The organism is Alteromonas sp. HB246098 (assembly GCF_054890645.1).
Window position 1 is genome coordinate 120,164 of record NZ_JBTZUG010000008.1, and the last position, 17,758, is coordinate 137,921.

The 17,758-nt window shown below is 42.7% G+C and carries 15 protein-coding genes and 3 tRNA genes; 7 read left to right on the plus strand and 11 right to left on the minus strand.

Going from position 1 to position 17,758, the window contains the following annotated elements; translation table 11 throughout:
- Positions 1-108: 108 nt before the first annotated feature.
- The 5 genes from ovoA to ACYTPF_RS16280 all read right to left on the minus strand — a co-directional run bounded on the left by ovoA (position 109) and on the right by ACYTPF_RS16280 (position 4,577).
- On the minus strand, positions 109-2,223 hold the full coding sequence (gene ovoA / locus ACYTPF_RS16260) for a 5-histidylcysteine sulfoxide synthase (RefSeq protein ID WP_461852945.1): 2,115 nt from the start codon (positions 2,221-2,223) through the stop codon (positions 109-111).
- Positions 2,224-2,478: 255 nt separating this feature from the next.
- A tRNA-Ser gene (locus ACYTPF_RS16265) sits at positions 2,479-2,570 on the minus strand.
- A gap of 319 nt (positions 2,571-2,889) precedes the next feature.
- Positions 2,890-2,981: transfer RNA gene (locus tag ACYTPF_RS16270), tRNA-Ser, on the minus strand.
- Between the two features lie 159 nt (positions 2,982-3,140).
- Positions 3,141-4,037, minus strand: coding sequence for a DODA-type extradiol aromatic ring-opening family dioxygenase (locus ACYTPF_RS16275; protein WP_461852946.1), 897 nt, complete (start codon positions 4,035-4,037; stop codon positions 3,141-3,143).
- A gap of 90 nt (positions 4,038-4,127) precedes the next feature.
- Entirely contained in the window at positions 4,128-4,577 is a 450-nt protein-coding gene (locus tag ACYTPF_RS16280) for a DoxX family protein (RefSeq protein WP_179983524.1), read from the minus strand.
- Between the two features lie 194 nt (positions 4,578-4,771).
- Here ACYTPF_RS16280 and ACYTPF_RS16285 point away from each other — a divergent pair, with 194 nt between their 5' ends.
- Complete coding sequence (locus ACYTPF_RS16285) at positions 4,772-5,677, plus strand: LysR family transcriptional regulator (RefSeq protein ID WP_461852947.1); 906 nt, start codon at positions 4,772-4,774, stop codon at positions 5,675-5,677.
- Positions 5,678-5,875: 198 nt separating this feature from the next.
- Here the strand turns inward: ACYTPF_RS16285 and ACYTPF_RS16290 are convergent, their stop codons facing one another.
- Complete coding sequence (locus ACYTPF_RS16290) at positions 5,876-7,342, minus strand: DUF3360 family protein (protein WP_461852948.1); 1,467 nt, start codon at positions 7,340-7,342, stop codon at positions 5,876-5,878.
- Positions 7,343-7,485: 143 nt separating this feature from the next.
- Positions 7,486-7,577, minus strand: a tRNA-Ser gene (locus ACYTPF_RS16295).
- Between the two features lie 239 nt (positions 7,578-7,816).
- Here ACYTPF_RS16295 and ACYTPF_RS16300 point away from each other — a divergent pair.
- From ACYTPF_RS16300 to ACYTPF_RS16320, 5 genes are read left to right on the plus strand one after another with little or no spacing between them, the layout of a single operon-like run.
- On the plus strand, positions 7,817-8,482 hold the full coding sequence (locus tag ACYTPF_RS16300; protein WP_014949619.1) for a Bax inhibitor-1/YccA family protein: 666 nt from the start codon (positions 7,817-7,819) through the stop codon (positions 8,480-8,482).
- Positions 8,483-8,538: 56 nt separating this feature from the next.
- Positions 8,539-8,928 (plus strand): sulfurtransferase complex subunit TusD, encoded by a 390-nt coding sequence (tusD, locus tag ACYTPF_RS16305; RefSeq protein WP_461852949.1) that lies wholly within the window; start codon positions 8,539-8,541, stop codon positions 8,926-8,928.
- Positions 8,928-9,296 carry a DsrE family protein gene (locus ACYTPF_RS16310; RefSeq protein ID WP_461852950.1) on the plus strand — a complete coding sequence of 123 codons (369 nt, stop codon included), beginning with the start codon at positions 8,928-8,930 and terminating at the stop codon, positions 9,294-9,296. Before tusD ends, ACYTPF_RS16310 begins: the two co-directional genes overlap by 1 nt.
- Positions 9,296-9,604 carry a hypothetical protein gene (locus ACYTPF_RS16315; RefSeq protein ID WP_461852951.1) on the plus strand — a complete coding sequence of 103 codons (309 nt, stop codon included), beginning with the start codon at positions 9,296-9,298 and terminating at the stop codon, positions 9,602-9,604. Before ACYTPF_RS16310 ends, ACYTPF_RS16315 begins: the two co-directional genes overlap by 1 nt.
- On the plus strand, positions 9,604-9,951 hold the full coding sequence (locus tag ACYTPF_RS16320; RefSeq protein ID WP_461852952.1) for a TusE/DsrC/DsvC family sulfur relay protein: 348 nt from the start codon (positions 9,604-9,606) through the stop codon (positions 9,949-9,951). The genes ACYTPF_RS16315 and ACYTPF_RS16320 overlap by 1 nt, the downstream gene beginning before the upstream one ends.
- Before the next feature lie 44 nt (positions 9,952-9,995).
- Here the strand turns inward: ACYTPF_RS16320 and ACYTPF_RS16325 are convergent, their stop codons facing one another.
- Complete coding sequence (locus ACYTPF_RS16325; RefSeq protein ID WP_461852953.1) at positions 9,996-10,772, minus strand: hypothetical protein; 777 nt, start codon at positions 10,770-10,772, stop codon at positions 9,996-9,998.
- A 355-nt stretch (positions 10,773-11,127) separates the two neighbouring features.
- Here ACYTPF_RS16325 and ACYTPF_RS16330 point away from each other — a divergent pair, with 355 nt between their 5' ends.
- Positions 11,128-11,565 carry a host attachment protein gene (locus ACYTPF_RS16330; RefSeq protein ID WP_179983531.1) on the plus strand — a complete coding sequence of 146 codons (438 nt, stop codon included), beginning with the start codon at positions 11,128-11,130 and terminating at the stop codon, positions 11,563-11,565.
- A gap of 87 nt (positions 11,566-11,652) precedes the next feature.
- On the opposite strand, the gene ACYTPF_RS16335 is transcribed toward ACYTPF_RS16330, so the two are convergent.
- The 3 genes from ACYTPF_RS16335 to ACYTPF_RS16345 all read right to left on the minus strand — a co-directional run bounded on the left by ACYTPF_RS16335 (position 11,653) and on the right by ACYTPF_RS16345 (position 17,526).
- A complete protein-coding gene (locus ACYTPF_RS16335; protein ID WP_461852954.1) occupies positions 11,653-12,357 on the minus strand; it encodes an SOS response-associated peptidase family protein in 705 nt (234 codons plus the stop codon).
- A gap of 136 nt (positions 12,358-12,493) precedes the next feature.
- Entirely contained in the window at positions 12,494-14,461 is a 1,968-nt protein-coding gene (locus tag ACYTPF_RS16340) for an alpha/beta hydrolase family protein (protein WP_461852955.1), read from the minus strand.
- Between the two features lie 65 nt (positions 14,462-14,526).
- Positions 14,527-17,526 carry a TonB-dependent receptor domain-containing protein gene (locus tag ACYTPF_RS16345; protein WP_461852956.1) on the minus strand — a complete coding sequence of 1,000 codons (3,000 nt, stop codon included), beginning with the start codon at positions 17,524-17,526 and terminating at the stop codon, positions 14,527-14,529.
- Positions 17,527-17,758 lie beyond the last annotated feature (232 nt).

Genomic DNA, 17,758 nt, shown 5'->3' on the forward strand with positions numbered 1-17,758 from the left:
CTGATATCAAGCCACGCTTTGTTTAATGTTATAACCCAAAGCGCGGCTCCAAAACGAGGCACCAAGGCATGGCCCTAAAGCATGACACAAGCGTCTTTTATCTAGCCTTTAATCGCTTACCTTTTCAAATACGTTGAACTCGGAAAGCGTGTGCTGATATTTACGTTTGGTTTCTCGAATGACAAACGGCAGCTCTGTGGGCTCGCCAACGCGCTTAAAGCCGCTACCTAGCGCATCTTCTAGTGCTTGCGTAGAACTCAGTGTTTCACCATTTTCATCTTTATAGCCCCCTAACCACTCGCTTCTCTCTGTGTATTCTTCAAGCCATGTGAAGGGGCTGGCAACAACAAGCAAACCGCCTTTGTTTAAACGTTTTGCCATATCAGCCAGTACTTTCCTAGGGCTATAGACCCTATCAATTAAATTCCCCATAAAGATAAGGTCGTAGCCCGTATACTGAGGTTTTAAGTTACACGCATCGCCCTGAGCAAAAGTAACCTTTTCTGCACTTTCTTCTAAACCTAAAGCGGATAGTTTCCTTGCCTTAAATGACGTTAATTCACCTTCTTCTATTAGGTTGTAGCGGATCTCACCACGCTCTTGCATATCAAATGCGGTTTTAATGAAGCGAGCAGAAAAATCAATGCCATCAACGTGGTCGAAGTGTTTGGCAAGTTCAAACGTTGAACGACCCACAGCACAGCCTAGATCTAATGCTTTGCTATGTTCACGTCCTTGCATATTGTTAACACAAAACTGAGCACTGGCTTTAGCGAAATTGGGCACACCATAATATTCGTCACCATAGTGAAACTCGCTATATTGCGACACTTGTGTATCGCTTTCATAATCAAAATCGTTCACTGCTATAACTCGCTTTCCTTGAACATATCTAAATCCGGCATGCTGAAAGAAATGTCGCCTAAATGCGTAACGGCTGTCTTTCATTGCCTCGTTACCAGTAGATACCCAGCTACCACCTTTAATGAGGTTATGCTTGTTATCATACGTTGGCGTAGTAAAGTCGTCGTACAGAGGGTGCACTTTAAAACCTTCAAACGGATAGATAGGTGTTTCAGTCCACTGCCATACGTTCCCTACTACATCAAAAAACTCGCCTGACTCATTTACATTAACAGGCTCACTCGATGCATATTTTTGCAGAGCGATGTTGAATCCATCGGCGTAAATCGGTTGTGATACACCAGCGTACTGACGCAGCGCTTGCCACTCATTTTCAGTGGGCAAGCGAATAAGCGACCCAGTCTTCTCGCTTAAGTAATTACAAAAGGCTTTTGCTTCATGATAATTAACGTCTACTGGCCAATCTAAAGGGAGTGGGTGTTCTTCAAGCATACTGCGATACACATAGTCATCGCCTTTTTTAACCCAAAACACAGGAAGTTGGGCTTGGGTATATTCACGCCACTTATTGCCTTCGGCTTCCCAATACTTCGCATTATGATAGCCGCCGTCTTTAACGAAAGCTAAATACTCGCCATTGCTTACCAGATACTTAGATGCACTAAACTCGCTTACAGATTCTTGCTGAGTTCCATATTCATTGTCCCAGCCGTAGTAGGCACTATCCCAAGTCTTATCATTAATTACCGTTTGCGCTGGAACCGTAATTAATGCGTTGTGATCAAGCTCTTCAGGCTTAGTGAGCATTGTAGGGCAAACAGGCCAATCTGAACCAGGTCGCACAGATGAAATAGGTAATTGCCTAATAAGTACAGACGAGGTTTCTAAATGAATGCGTTCGTGCTCTATTCCCATCACTAAAGGCCACATTGGGCTGTCCCAGTCGATAGGCATGCTAAACGGCATGGTATCTATAAGGTCACATACCAAGGTGCGCACCTGATTTCGATATTGACGCACCTCTTCAACCTGCGGCCAATCGTAGTTTTCATCATTGAGGTCATCCCAACTCATTTCATCAACGCCAATAGCGAAGAGCGATTCAAACTTAGGGTTAATACGCTCGTTGATGGCCTTTGAAAGCACGAGCTTATTGATAAAAAACGTGGCTGTGTGGCCAAAATAAAAAATTAACGGATGACGCAGCTTTTCAGGTCGCTCGTAATAGACCTCGTCATTCGCTAGGCAAGAGAAAAGTGATTCATATGTGTTGAATGAGTCGAGGAAATACGCCTTTATTTCCTGTCTTTTTTGTTCAACCGTACCTTCCCGAAGATTAAGTGTGGGCATTGCCTGCATAATGTCCTCTTGAATTCTTGTTATTACTACCAACTGCGTAGGACCAACGATACACGTGTGAGTACACCGCTTTAATATGCCGTAATGATTTCAGTTGATTGTAAACCTTTTTATATATATCAAGCTTTTGTGAATAAAGCGCGACATAACTTGGTTTTTATGAAATGTTTTGTAATTACAAGATACAGACAGGATGAGATCAGAAAATATTTCACCCATAAAAAAACCCGCAACAATGTGCGGGTTTTCGTAATGTGGCGGAGAGTGAGGGATTCGAACCCCCGGTGGGTTTGACCCCACGTCTGATTTCAAGTCAGGTGCATTAAACCGGGCTCTGCCAACTCTCCTGAAGTGGTGCTTATCTTAATGATTTACGGCACGCTGTAAAGCACTAATTTCAATTAAATCAATCAACTGGTGAAATATTCATCTTTTTGCAAGAAGCTTAATCACCTTTGGTTAAAACGGCACCAATTTTCATTGCTAACGCGCTTATTGTTTCTAGCTAATGATTCCGTAATGTACAACTAAATGGATATAAATGCCCTTTCCACAGCGCCAGTCTTTCGCGTTTATTAGTCGAGGGACGGCGCTCCTACTCTCACTCAACAAAACATTTATTTTAGCCATAAAAAAACCCGCAACTATGTGCGGGTTTTTCGAATATGGCGGAGAGTGAGGGATTCGAACCCCCGGTGGGTTTGACCCCACGTCTGATTTCAAGTCAGGTGCATTAAACCGGGCTCTGCCAACTCTCCTTGAGTGCTGCGTATCTTAATGATTTCTGAGGGCCTGTAAAGCACTAATTTCAAGATTTCGACCTAAGCGAACAATTGATAAACAAAGTGCTCAAAATTTAATTGCTCTGGTTTAAATTACACATTATTTGATCATACGTTACATTGACGCAGCACTGGTTAATCACTCCACACAAACATGCTTGCAGGTTTGGTTAAAAGCGTTAAAGACATGGCTTTATCAGCTGCTCTGTTATTAACACCATAGCAAACATGGAGTGGAAGAAGGTGCTCTTCTCTAGGATGTGCATATCGCGCATCCGGTGCGCTGTACCATTCAACAAGCCGAGTTTTGCGTTCATTCTCACTATAGGCACTGGTTTGCATGGTTGTCTGAAGCCAGTTATTAAAGCGCGTAGCTTTACGCATTGCATCATCAGAGCTATCAAAAAAGCCATGCATATTGTGAAATGAAGAACCCGAGCCCAATACTAAAATATTCACTTGGTCCGTTGCATCACTATTTACAGGCCTTATCCCGCGTTCTACAGCTTTCCTAATTGCTTCTCCCAATAGCACATGCTTTTCCGTATTCAAACACGACGTAATGGATACTTGAATACAGGGTACATCAGCGTTGGGATACATGATACTTAGTGGGATAAACATTCCGTGATCGAAGCCACGTGCCCTATCCTCCCGCACAGCAATGCCTTGTTCCGTTAAACGCTTTAATAGCAAAGTTGCAAGTGAAACTTCTCCTTTCGCCGGGTATTTAAGAGAGTACGCCTCTTGAGAAAAGCCATAATAGTCATAAACCAAAGAAGGCTCTGAGTGAGTAGTCACACTAACTTCTGTTTCTTCCCAATGAGCGCTAATTACTATGATTACATCAGGCCTGGGTAAATCTGCTGATAACATTTTGAGCGCTTCAATCATTTCCTTGTGATACTGGGGGGAATTCGCTTCACCATTTGTCTGCATTTCAAGCAGTGGTAGCGGACCTCCGCCATGAGATATATACGCTGTACTAATTTGTACTGGCAATGGCGTTGTAATTTCGATTGGCTGTTTCATAGCACTACTCTAAATCGTATCCGTGTGGGGGGCTTACCATAGAAACCGGCTGTTTAAAGCCGGCTTCAAAAAAAATGGGCGTAGCTCGCCTTACTTATAAAGCTTGTCACTGATCAGAGAGTCTATAGAAAATTTACCCCCTCCCTGAATTACGAGAGCCGTTGTTGCTGCAAGCAGTGCTAACGCAAACTCATAACCATTGTTGGTCATAAACAGACCGTTGGCTGCGTGCACGCTAAAAATTGCAATCACCATAGTGAATGCACTTACCAAAGCGGCCGGGCGTGTTAGAAAACCTACAATAAGTGCTAATCCACCAAAAAACTCAGCACTACCGGCCAGCAATGCCATTAAAAAGCCTGGCGCTAGTCCAATGCTTTCCATCCATTGCCCAGTGCCTTCTAATCCGTAACCACCAAACCAAGCGAAGAGTTTTTGTGCGCCGTGTGCAGTAAGAATAATGCCAACTGGCACACGTAAAACCAAACTAGAAAAACTGCTGTTAGAAGTAAAAATGTTTTTCAAAAATTGCTTACTCATTTGTCGAATCCTTAAAGTCTTTGTGATTGAAAGTGTCATATCAAAAAAATGATGAACGCAGTGCCTGTCTTCATAGCGTTGGCACTGCGCTAACCTGATGCATACAGAATAGTTACCAACATCTATTGAATAAAGCGCTATAATATTGAATGATTACCAACACCATGTTGTTTATTAGAATGATAGGCTGAGCGATGGATAAATTATTGCTATTGAAAACTTTCAGCGTTGTTGCAAATGAAGGCAGCTTTACAAAAGCTGCAGAAAAGCTAGACACGTCAAATCAGCTGGTAAGCAAATATGTTGCAGAACTAGAGAAGCAACTTGATACGCGCTTATTCAATCGCACTACAAGAAAAATCCACTTAACCGAGGCAGGACAACAATGCTTGCAGCATGCTAACCATATTCTTGAAAGCGTAACCGATATGGAAAGTCAGCTTGGATTGCTTAACACAGAAGCAAAAGGCGTTTTGCATGTTAGTGCGCCAGTTTCGTTTTCCACTCTGCATTTAGCTGGAGCGCTCAGTACATTTCAACAAGCACACCCGAGTGTTTCGATAAACTTGCAGCTAAACGACAGAAAAATTGATGTGATAGACGAGGGGTTTGATGTAGCAATACGTGCAGGCCACCTTGCTAACTCAACGCTGGTGGCTAAGAATATCACAACCGTCAAACTCGCTTTGTGCGCTTCTCCTACATATCTGAAAAAATACGGTACACCACTACACCCCAAAGATTTAAGGCCTGAGCACTATCTTGAATATTCTTATGTGAATTATGATAACGATAAGTCAGCACTTTTTTCAGCGCTAAAAACGAATGCACAGAAGGTAACCCCAAAGCTAATATCTAACAACGGCGAAGTACTTGCCAATGTAGCCAAACAGGGGGAAGGTTACGTACTTCAACCTACATTTATCGTTGGTGAAGCGCTCAAAAACGGTGAATTGGTAGCTATACTCAATGAGTTCATACCGCAAGCAATTTCGTTATACGCTGTTTACCCGCACAGAAAGCTTATTTCCAATAAACTAAGGGTTTTCATCGACTTTTTATCTAATTATTTCACAGACACGCCCTATTGGGATAACTAAAACAGTTACGCATAACCGGTGAAAAGTGCATTCTTACTGGGCTTACCCTAAATCTGCTGTAAATTGAAAGCGGCGTAAAGGTTACTCTACGCCGCCGGTGTTAACCACTTCTGAGTCTATTAGTCTTAAATTTGATTGAGCAAAACTGATGGGGTTATGTATACACCACTACCTTTACCCCTAACCCGTTCAGCGCTATTAAACTCTAAACGTTTCCATAATTGCAGGTACACCAGGGAACATACCGATTAACGCCATAACCGTACACAACACCAAGAAAGTAATACCAGGAATAACCCAGCGCCCTGCTTTACCTAAGTCGCCTGCCCTGTCTTTACACCCAACTAAACCCAAATTATCCAATAGCATAGTAAAAGACCAACCAAATACCGGGTTAACTAATACAGATGAGATAACAACTAGTGCAGCTGACTGAGTAGTTTTACCTTCCCGTGTCATTTGCATACCCGCTTCCATTAACGGAAGAAACACGCCAACAATCAGTGCAACGCATAGTACTGGAGGCCAAATAGCTAGGTCCATAGGATAACCCCAAAGTGCGGCAACAACACATAGAAAGCCGGTTACTAAGGCACCTCCAGGTATAGGCCTACGCGCAATAGACGCAGGGATAATATACGTGCCCCACGAAGATGAGATATTGCCACCACCCAATAAGCTTCCTACCGCCTGACGGCTTGAGGCTGCAATCATGGTGTCGTCAATGTTCATATGCGCCCTTTCACTTTTTTTCGGGTAGCTAAGCTTTTGAAAAACCTGATGCCCCAAGAAGTCTGGCGACCACATTGACACAGCGAGCACAGCAAAAGGCAACACAGCAATGAAATGCGACCAGTCTGGTAAACCTAGCTTCCAGCCTGTGTCTTCACCCCACCAATACGCAGGGTTTAAATTAGGCATACCCGGCGATGTTGTGAACTCAAACGGCGCGCCAAAGGCAAACGCTATTGCTGCTGCCATCACCGCACCAAGCGGAATGGCCAACCAGCGCTTTTTAATATGCTCTAGCCATGCGTACATAAGAATAGTGGCAATAATCACTACAAAGGCTAAATAAGCCATATCGAAGCTCTCTGCCCACGCAAATAGTTTTTTAACCTGTCCTGTAATGCCTATAAAGCCTAAGTATAACAGTAGCCCACCGCATACACCGTTACTGGTAAGCTTTGCCAGTATGCTACCGCCTTTTGTTATCCCTAGTATGAAACCAAATAAACCGATGAGCAGGCCGAGCGCCATTGGGTGACCACCAGAAGCAACGATAAGAGGCACCAGTGGCAAAAGCGGACCGTGGGTTCCCGCTAAATTGGCAGATGGATTAAGAAAACCTGAAATCAAAACAACGAACAATACGGCGGCGATAAGCAACTCGAAGCGTACGTTTTCAATAACAAATTCAGAGGATAACCCAAGTGGCGCTGCAAATGCGCCAACAACTGCAGCAACCATAACAATTTTACCTATGGTTGCAGCCATACCGGGCACAAAGTCTTCCCACTCAACGCGGTAATCTTTACCAGGCAGGTTTAACCGCCAACGTTTGGGAGAAAGTATTTGTAATTCGTGGTTTAAATAGTCGTCTCTTGATTTAAAACTACTGCTCGGTTTGTGAAGATTTTGATAAGAAGAACTTTCCTGTGACACATAACACCTTTAGATTGCGCGAAGAAAACGCAAGCCTAAACATGTGAATGGAATGTAACAATGCGACTGTGGTCTTATACCAAAGTTTAATGTTGTAGATAGGCATAAAAAAACCCGCAACAATGTGCGGGTTTTTCATAATATGGCGGAGAGTGAGGGATTCGAACCCCCGGTGGGTTTGACCCCACGTCTGATTTCAAGTCAGGTGCATTAAACCGGGCTCTGCCAACTCTCCAGAAGTGCTGCGTATCTTAATGATATTTTTATGACTGTAAAGCGAAAAATTAAAAAAGTTGTTCAAGTGCCGACATTTCAATCAAATACGCTATTTAGCACGTATAAAAGATGTTTTTATATTCACCTGACACCATTTTCATCTGAAACTACTTGAAAATGGGAACTAAAACCCATACAACATACACTAAATAATTGTGTACCATTTTGGTCATATCATAAGTCCTGTTGGAGGAAACAATGGATCAACGTTCGATGTATTCAAGTGCATCTCAACCATCGGTATTGCAGACGAACAAGGTTCTACGCAACACCTATATGCTGCTTGCGATGACACTAGCGTTTAGTGCGGTTTGTGCTGGTATAGCAATGGCGGTAGGCATTTCTCCTATGATGTCTCTTGTTATGACTATCGGCGCATTTATTACTCTTTTTGTAGTTCAGAAGAAAGCAGACTCTGCTTCTGGTATTTATTGGGTATTTGCTTTCACTGGTTTGATGGGCGCGTCCTTAGGTTACACGCTTAATTTCTATTTAGGTGTAGCAGGCCCCGGCCTAATCATGGAAGCACTGGGTGCAACAGCGCTTGTGTTCTTTGCGCTTTCTGGCTACGCCCTTACAACTAAGAAAGACTTCTCTTTTATGGGCGGCTTCTTGGTAGTAGGTCTAGTTGTAGTGCTTGTAGCGGCTATTGCGAACATCTTCTTCGCGGTACCTGCGGTAAGTCTAGCAATTAGCGCAGCGATTGTGTTTATTATGTCAGGCTTCATCTTGTTTGATACAAGCCGTATCATCCACGGTGGTGAAACAAACTACATTCGCGCTACAGTTTCGCTATACTTGAACATATACAACTTGTTCACGTCTATTCTTCACCTTCTAGGTGCGTTTGGTGGCGACGATTAATTTAGCGTTAAAGGTTAAAAAGACAAACACCCCTTAACCGGGGTGTTTTTATTTGTATGGCAGAATATTCAGTACTTATCACATCATCACCGTTTCAAGGCGATACAGCTTTACGCGCCCTCTCCTTTGCACAAGGTGTAATCGATAATGGTGATGTAATAAACAACGTTTTCTTTTATAGCGAAGGTGTACACCACACCAATAACTTAATGCTAAAGACGGGTGACGAGCTGTTCGTACTTGAGAGCTGGAAGACTCTAGCGACTGAACACAACGTAAAATTACTTGTATGCATTACCGCCGCCGTTAAGCGAGGTATTGTTAGCGAGTTAGAGGCGAAAGAGAATGGCTTGTCTCAGGCCAACTTAACCGCGCCTTTCGAGCAAGCTGGCTTGAGCGAATTCTTCACCGCGCTTCACGATTGCAACAGGTTGGTACAATTCTAATGGCACATTTACTTATTAGATTTACCCAAAGTCCTTTTTCCAACGAGAAAAGCCAAGACGGTTTAGATTTTGCGCTTGCTGCAACAAATTATGGGCACGAGGTTAAGGTGCTATTCGAAAATGAAGGCGTGCTGCAACTGGTTAAAGCGGCGTCTACCAAAGGGCTTAAAAATCACACTAAGCGAATTGCTAGCATGCCGTTCTTTGACATAGAAGAATGTTATGTGTGTAAAGCGAGCGCAGAAACTTATGATATTGAACACGTACTCGCCAACACTGACTTAGTTGAAGAGCTTGAATGCAACTGGGTAACTTCATCTGCAAAAGTTACTTTAATTCAAAGCGCTGACCATGTGGTGACCTTTTGATGCTTATTTCTATCTCAACGCCAACCATTTCCGTTGCTGACAAACAGTTTCTTAAAGCAGCCTTAAAGCAATTAAGCGTAGATGTCTGCGTGGTTTGTATAGGCGACGGTGTTTACGCCCCTTCAATCGAAAGTTTGTTTTTTGAAGAACTAACGAATCACGTGAAAGAAGAATCACCACTTAATTTGGCATTTGTCGATAGCGATGCATTGGCAAGAGGTGCTAAATTGCCAGAGCAAGCTATGTCTATCACTTCCAGAGAGTTTGCTGCTTTGTCAGCAAAAAATACGCATTGGGTAACACTTTAATGACACAAGAAACCTTTAGCTTTACCTATAATGGTCAAGAGATCCCTACTGATAAAGCCGGCTATTTACTCGACTACACGCTTTGGGAAGAAGGTATGGTTGAGTTGCTGGCGCAAGAAGAGAACATTGAATTAACCGAAGCCCACTGGGAAGTCGTTCGATTCGTACGCGCATTCTATGAAGAATACGAAACTAGCCCCGCAATTCGTGCTTTGGTGAAAGCCATGGCCAATAAGTTTGGGCCAGAAAAAGGTAATAGCCGTTACCTGCAGCGTCTCTTTAAAAAAGGCCCGGCTAAGCAAGCCACCAAATTAGCTGGATTACCTAAACCTGCGAAATGCTTGTAAAGGCGTTGCTGAAAAGGCCAGGCATAATTTAGTTCTGTTTTCCGTCAATCGCACCGCTCCGGAAAAGAGTACACTGTCTCTGTACAAGGATTCTGGCCCTTATTCGCATAGCAAGTACGCATACTCACTGTTCTTTTGCATATTCCTGGAGAGAGAGGCTCTAAAATATTTGGAGAATCTAAACCTGGGCCAATATAAGCCCCCCAATATTGGTTTTTTGCTTGGTTTTTAGCAAGTTCTCTTCGGCACTGCTCGTCGTCAGTAGTGGTATTAGTTGTTTCATTTATTTCGCCATCCATAAATGCTAGCGCATGGGTCATCCCATCAATTTTAGACATGCCTCTCTCTAAGCTTAGTGTTACCGAATTTAACTTATTTTCATGATTTGTAGAGCGTTCCAACAAAAGGCCAAGTCTAAAAACCAAGCGATTTTCAGCGTCACCAACAATAGCAATGTTAGACTCTCCACTTAAATCACGATGAACATTAAGGTCTACTGAATGGCCATCGATTTCAATCTCTAGACCAGTCAATTCTCCACCTTTATCTATATCATTGAGATTTAAATTCTTTCCCTTCACATGTTCCATAATACTGCTTTCAATTTGGTTGCTGACTACATTTTGCCGCTTTGTTCCATTGTAATATTCAGAGACAACATAACATGTGGCTGAGGTTTCAGATTGTGCCTCTGCAGGTGAAGTATTTGAGGTTTTTTCAGGGCTATTAACGGAGTTCGGCTGCCCAGATTCAATCATAGTCGTAGCATTTACTATTGCGGGTAAGAGTACCAACGCCGCTAACATTGTTATTTTATTCATTGAAAAGTCCTTATTTCTTATAGTAATAAATGTAGACTGCAGCGCCCCTTTAATCAATAATTTTGTTCAAAAATATCCATAATGATTTGGTAATTTATATCAAGCTTATAAATTAAGCATGACTCGCTTCGTCAAAATTATTATTCGACCAAAGCACTTTGCACGGTTTGAAGACTGCTCCAAGATAGTTATTAAAAGCGCCGCCCCATTACTATTTATCTTAGTTTTGGTGTTGATATTGCAACACCTCTTTTACATTAGCGTTTTATCTAGGGTTTCAGGCACATTTTTCATACTTGCCATTAGTAAACACCTTAAACGTGAATGTTTTACATAAATGGACATAGGAGGCTGTATGACAGTTCAAAGACACTACGTAATTGTGGCTAACCACGACGACGCCACAGCTTACACCTATACCAACCACGGAAGTGCACTCGTTGAAGTAAAGAAATGGCACAATGAGTTTAGCGGCGCGAGTGACCAAGATATTTACACGGATAAACCCGGTAGACAATCGGCTCCCGCTTCACAAGTGCCGGGCGTTGATAGCATGAACCGAAAAGATGCCGCTGAACTTGAAGATGAACGATTTGCCAGTGACATTGCTGATTGGCTAGATGGCGAGCGTAAGCGAGGTGCGCTAGGCTCAATAGATATTATTAGCGGGCCGGGTTTTCTTGGTAAATTGCGAAATGGAATGTCATCTCAATGTTCAGACGTTGTCGATAAAGAAGTGAAAAAGAATGTTTTAGGCGCGGACGAGGAAACCTTACTTTCCTACCTTAAATAAAGCGTTTTCCTGTAAATCTAAGATTAGAGGCGGCTGTGATTAAGGCCGCCTTCATTTTATTCGTATGTGCGGTTTTATTTAAAAGTTTTAGTCAGCCTTTAACATATTAACTTCACCGATAGCCTCGGCACTCTTAAACGTTTTTACTCGCGTGACTTCTAGGTCGGTATAGATACGAGGGTTATTCAAAATATACTCTACCTCATTATTTAAAGGGCCTTGTTTGTCAGCCGTTAGCCACGCGTTAATAGCATGCTTGTCATGAGGAAGAAAGCAGGGAATGGATTTTTCATGATACTGACTAAACTTCTCTGTGGGTGGACGCGTCACCACTGCACAAGAATATAAACCGTTACTAAACCGCCGATATACCGCACCAATAAGCAATGCCCCACTGGTGGGTTTCATTAAGTAATGTGCTTTGCCTTTCCCAATTGGATTAGACTCCCCTACTGCCGTTGCTACGACTATAGCCCGCCGTTCTCGAATAAACTTTCCCCAATAAGGGCTTTCTAGATTACGGGCATTGAATGTTGTTCTATTGCCAACCTCTAACGTGTTGTTTACGGGCTTGGCATCAAACCACCATGTAGCATCTATGGTGCTATCACCAGAAACAATTAAATTCGTAATTTGTCTTTCAGGTGCATTTCCAAATGCGGGATAAAAGTTTATGACATTGCTTGTAGAAGATTCGTTGACAAAAAGCGGAATGGTTTGTGTGAGACCCACTTCTTCGAGTAGCGCTATAACGTCTGGTGAGTCAGTAATACGTTGTATAAATCCGCACATGAGTCTTCTTTTAGCCTAAACAATATCCCACTTTAGCTAATAATTAAGATGAGTATCAATAATAATTACAAATAAAAAAGGGAACGGTGTGACAACCGTTCCCCCCAAATTTAAAGTTAGGCTTGATACTAACTATTTAGTGAGTATGCTTGTCTAAAAATTTGATCATAGCATCCCAACGCTCAATATTGTTTTCAGGCTTATAGAATCCATGGCCCTCGCCTTTTTTCATCATCCATTCATAGGGCTTGTTTTGTTTTTCCAACTCATCGCGCAATTTAAATGCGTGCTCTTTTGGTACACGAACATCTTCTTCGCCTTGAATTATAAAAACAGGAACTTTTATTTTATCTACATTCTTCACAGGCGACTGAGCAACTTGCTCTGCACCTTCAGGTAGTACGCGATTTAAATAATTAACCCCAGACTTACGAGTAGGGATATCACCTCCTTCCCTAAAATGTTGAAGACTATAGACACCCACAAAACCAATGGTGCATTTATACAGATCAGGCTCTCTAATTACGCTTTGAAGAGCGGCATATCCACCGTAGGAGCCACCATACACACACATCCGGTCTTTATCTACGATGCCTTGTTTAACCAAGTGTAGAGAACCGTCAGTCATATCATCAATCATAGTTGTTCCCCACTTTCTAAAGCCTGCGGTTAAAAAGTCTAAACCATATCCGCCCGAACCTCTAAAATTAGGTTGTAGTACCGCGTAGCCATGAGAGGCTAGAACTTTAGCGTCAGCGTTGATTTCTGTGATGGTATCGTAGACACCGTGAGGACCACCATGTGGAAGTAACACAAAAGGCAAGTTTTTGGATTCACCAGAAGGAAGGGTAAGCACTGCTGATATCTCTTGCCCATCTCTTGCTTTGTATGTAATCAACTTAGACGCTGGAATGCTAATATCATTCATCCACGGTCTTGATTCAGCAAGTTTGACAAGTTGCCGTGCTTCTTTATCAAACAAATAGAATACCGACGGATTATTCGCATTGTTCACTCTAAAAATAGTCTTATTTCCATCGTTGGTCGATGATGTTGCACTTATAGTTTGTCCTTTGAAAGATTTTAAAAGACTCGCAATTATCGACTGTTCAGATTTGTTTTTTACATCTTGAAATAAAACTGCATCTGGTTGTTTATACTCATAAAAAGCACCAAGCAATTCGCGCACCTGACCACCTTCAGCGTGAAGAATAGGTGTTACATCTACTTTTTCATGAGCATAGAGTACCGTATGCTCTCTCGTTTCTATATTGTAGGTCGCTATAGCTTTGGTGGGCGTCTCTATTGAACTTAAACCAACTAGGGTCTTATCATCGTCTAATAGTACAATAGGCTCAAAGAAAGGCGCATAATCTTCCGCTTCAAAAGCCACAAACCAATCTTCATCTTTCGAAGCTCGAACCAATAGCTTTTGTTTATTACCTTCATTTGGGTCGGTATTAAAAGTTGCAATTGCATAACCTTCACTATTCGTAATTACACCAGATGTAATCCCGTCGTATCCGCGCAATGGTAAACGGCCAAGACCACTTTTACGGCCATTACTTACTTTCATTTTGTACAGATCTAAATATGGCTCTTTAGCATATAGGTCTACACTTGAAACAATTACGGCATCTGGTTCATTTGGAAGAAAGTCTACCATCTGAGAAAAGCGCTTATCGCCACTTTCTGAACGCCATCCCGTCAATATTGTATTGTTTGAACCGTCAGCATTCATTGCGATTAGTTCACCCGTTGGAAGGGGTCTTTCGAATGAACCAACTTCGCGAGCCATCGTAAGCAAAAGGCGTTCATCATTCAGCCAATTGAAACTACTTACCGATTTCTTCCCTTTTCCACGAGTTATAGATACTACTTTTTGATTTTTTATATCTAGCACCGTTAAAAAGATTACACCGTCTTCTTTATCCCGTGAAGTTGATGCCAAATAGGTGCCATCGGGGGATATTTTAATATCTAGATAAAGTGAAGGGTTTGCGTAAGCCTCTAATACTTGCTTGTTTACATCTGCCCTCGCGGCAACCAATAAAAATTGGTTTCCTAGCATTAACGTTATGAAAAGTAACACACGCGCTTTCATTTATTTATTATCTCCATGTAAAAAAGCCTCCGATTAACGGAGGCTTACTACTTCAAGTCGTGCTTTTAAAAGTTGTATTTTACGTTAGCAAATACTCTTCGACCGATAAAGTCGTACTGAGAGAATAAAGCAGAGTTACCTAACTCAAAACCACTTCTAGATAAACGAGGTGGCTCCTGGTCAAACATGTTCGCTACACCCACAGTAAAATCGAAGTCTTCGTAAACAAATGAGCCCGACAATGCGTGATATGTCGTCCATTTTGTTTCGTCAATAAACGTCACTGTTTCGCCATTTAGCGTAGTGGTATTGGTTTCGCTACCGTAGTACTCATAATCGTTTGTAGAGTCGAAGTAGCTAGCTGTCCACGTAACGCTCCAGTCGTCTCTACCATAGGTAAGGCGAGCCACACCTACGTGTTTAGGCATACCGTTTTCGCCAACTTCGTTATTATACGGAGAGTCTTCAAATAATAGGCCGAACTTTTCAATCTGCATAGTGTGTTCTACGCGGAAACGAACGTTACCCCAATCGAATTCCTCATCATAAGTAAAGTTGTAGTCAACACCACGTACACGTTGGTACGAAATGTTCACGTAACCACCGTTAACTTGGTCAATACCAAAATCGTTTGCGTCTGAACCGTCTCTACGTGTGAACAAATCACATAGCGGCTCGTTAGCAAAATCGATAGAGTTATAACAACGGTTTACGATGTCTGCACCACCTAAGTTGTCAATCTCGTTTGAAATTTCAATGTTGAAATAGTCGATTGAGAAAGCGTACGTATCTTCAGGGCTGGTAAGTACAAGGCCAATACCTTCAGCAACTGAAGTTTCTGCTTCAAGACGGCCTACACCGCCACTTGTCACAAGCAACGCAGAACTTCCGCCTTGCTCGTAATCTGCAGGAATACCTTCAGCTTGGCAGTTTGCTAATACGGTGTCTGAGATTGCACCAGCGTTAAACTGATTAACGTAGTCAAGACAAGGGTCGATAGCTAGCTGACCAGCGAAACCAGTCTGCTCTGCAAGGTATAGCTCGTATAGTGCCGGAGCACGGAAAGACGTACCGCGGCTTGCACGAACGCTAACTCCATCAATGATTGACCAGTTCAGGCCTAGTTTAAACGTTGTGTCTGAACCATAAGTATCAACATCGTTCCAACGACCAGAGGCGGTTAGATCCAAGCTTTCGAAGCCAGTAACGTCTTCTAAAACTGGAATTTTAACTTCTGCGTAAATTGCTTTAGTTAACTGGTCACCTGCAGTGATACCTGCGCCAGATAAACCCCAAGAATTGCCATTAAGAGTATTTTCTCCAGGCGTATCTTCAATTTCGTCTTTTTGGATTTGGAAACCAAACGCGGCGCCCACTTCACCAGCTGGTAGAGAATACAAGTCGCCTGTTACATAACCTTCAAGGGTTTGCTGGTCGTAAGTTGTTTGCCCGTAATCACGACCAAACAAAAATGCTTCTTGTGCTGGAGTTCTGTTACCGTAAAGGAATTCTGGGTCTGTCCATGGAATATCAACACAGGTATTGCCGCTAAACTCTGTTACTTCGCCAGAGCAGCTAACGCCGTCTGCAGCATTGTACTGCGCCATTAACATAGCATCGTTGTAGATGATATCTTGTTCGTACTTACCATCATTGTAGCTGTACTGGTAAGATAAATCCCAAGTCCAAAAACCAATATCGCCAGTTGCACCGACAACACCACGGGTATAGTCAACTTGAATTTCTGAGCTGAAGTGATCCGTTAGGGCAACAGGGAAAACTGAACCTGCCCCATCAAAACCGTCCAATACATCAGTAGATAGAGTGCCCACATCAGCAGTCCAAAACTGACGATAATCATCAGTTTTTGTTGTACGACGGCTGTGAATGAACTCACCGTAAATCATAACATCGTCAGTAAGGTTATATTCACCGGTCGCATAAATAGACGCATTTTGCGTTTCTGGAACAACAGTTTGCGAGCCTAAGAACGGGTGATTCTGATCCCACCAACCTTCACTGGCATAGTCGTCGTTAAACGATACGGGATACCAGCCTTCAGGCGTAGTAAAGCCAACGTTTGCGTCGTTAATGCTTTCAAAACCATTGTTTGCAAAAAAGTTATCGTAGTCATACGCGGCTTGTAAGCTACCACCGTATGCTGATGATACATCACCGTACAACCACAAACCGTAACCAGTTTCGGCACAGTGGTATTCCCCTGTACGAGGGTCGATAGGATCGGTACGTGAACCGTCCTCAGCAAACTGTAGACGTTCAGTACAGTTGAAGTAGTCACGATCACCGCGGCGAAGCGTTGACACCTTTCGGTAGTCAGCCGTTACACGGAATGAACCTTCTGCGTACTCTTCACCAAAAGAGATGTTAATACGGCGGTCTTCACCACCCGACTCCATTGGCTGGCTAATATCAACGTTTACCGTCTTCTCGTCGCCTTTTTTGGTGATAATGTTAATTACACCGGCTACTGCGTCTGAACCGTAAAGCGCAGATGCACCGTCTTTAAGGATTTCAACACGCTCGATAGCTGAAAGTGGCAGACTGTTCAAATCGAACGAAGAAACTGCACCACGTGTACCCGCAGGTCCTGCACGACGGCCATTTAATAGAATAAGTGTACGGTTTGCACCTAGGCCACGAAGACCGACAGTTTCTGCACCGGTACCGCCATCAGTTACGTAACCAACCGTAAGGGCTGCAGTAATCTGGCTTGAACCAGCTGCCGCAGTACTTGTACGAAGTAGTTCACCCAAGGTCTTAAGACCTTCACCTTCAGCATCTTCAACAGAAATAATGTCGATAGGCGTGTCATTAGCAAAAGAGTCTGTACGGATACGAGAGCCTACAACTGAAATCTGTTCTACAGATTCAGCACTCTTATCAGCTTCTTCTTGAGCAGCTACGAATGAAGCTCCCCCAAGACCAAGCGCGACGATTATCCCTTGAGATAATCGGTTTAGTGTGTTTCGGTTTTCCATTTTTGTTCCCTGGAATTCGGCTTTCTGAACAAACAGAGCTACCGAAAGGTAAGTCCATTTATTCATGAAGCTTTCTTTTTTTAATTTAATGTAAATACGACCTATTTTCATTATTGTGATGAAGGTGCATCTACATTTCAGTTTTGTTACGTCAAGCGCAACATTAGCCAAAAGTATAAGATATAACTGCAAGTGTCAATTATCACTTTAGCGTTTAAAATATAGGTAATTTTCGACTAAAAATCTCATCCATTAACATTTTGAAACAACTTTTATCGATGAATTTTAAAATGAATAA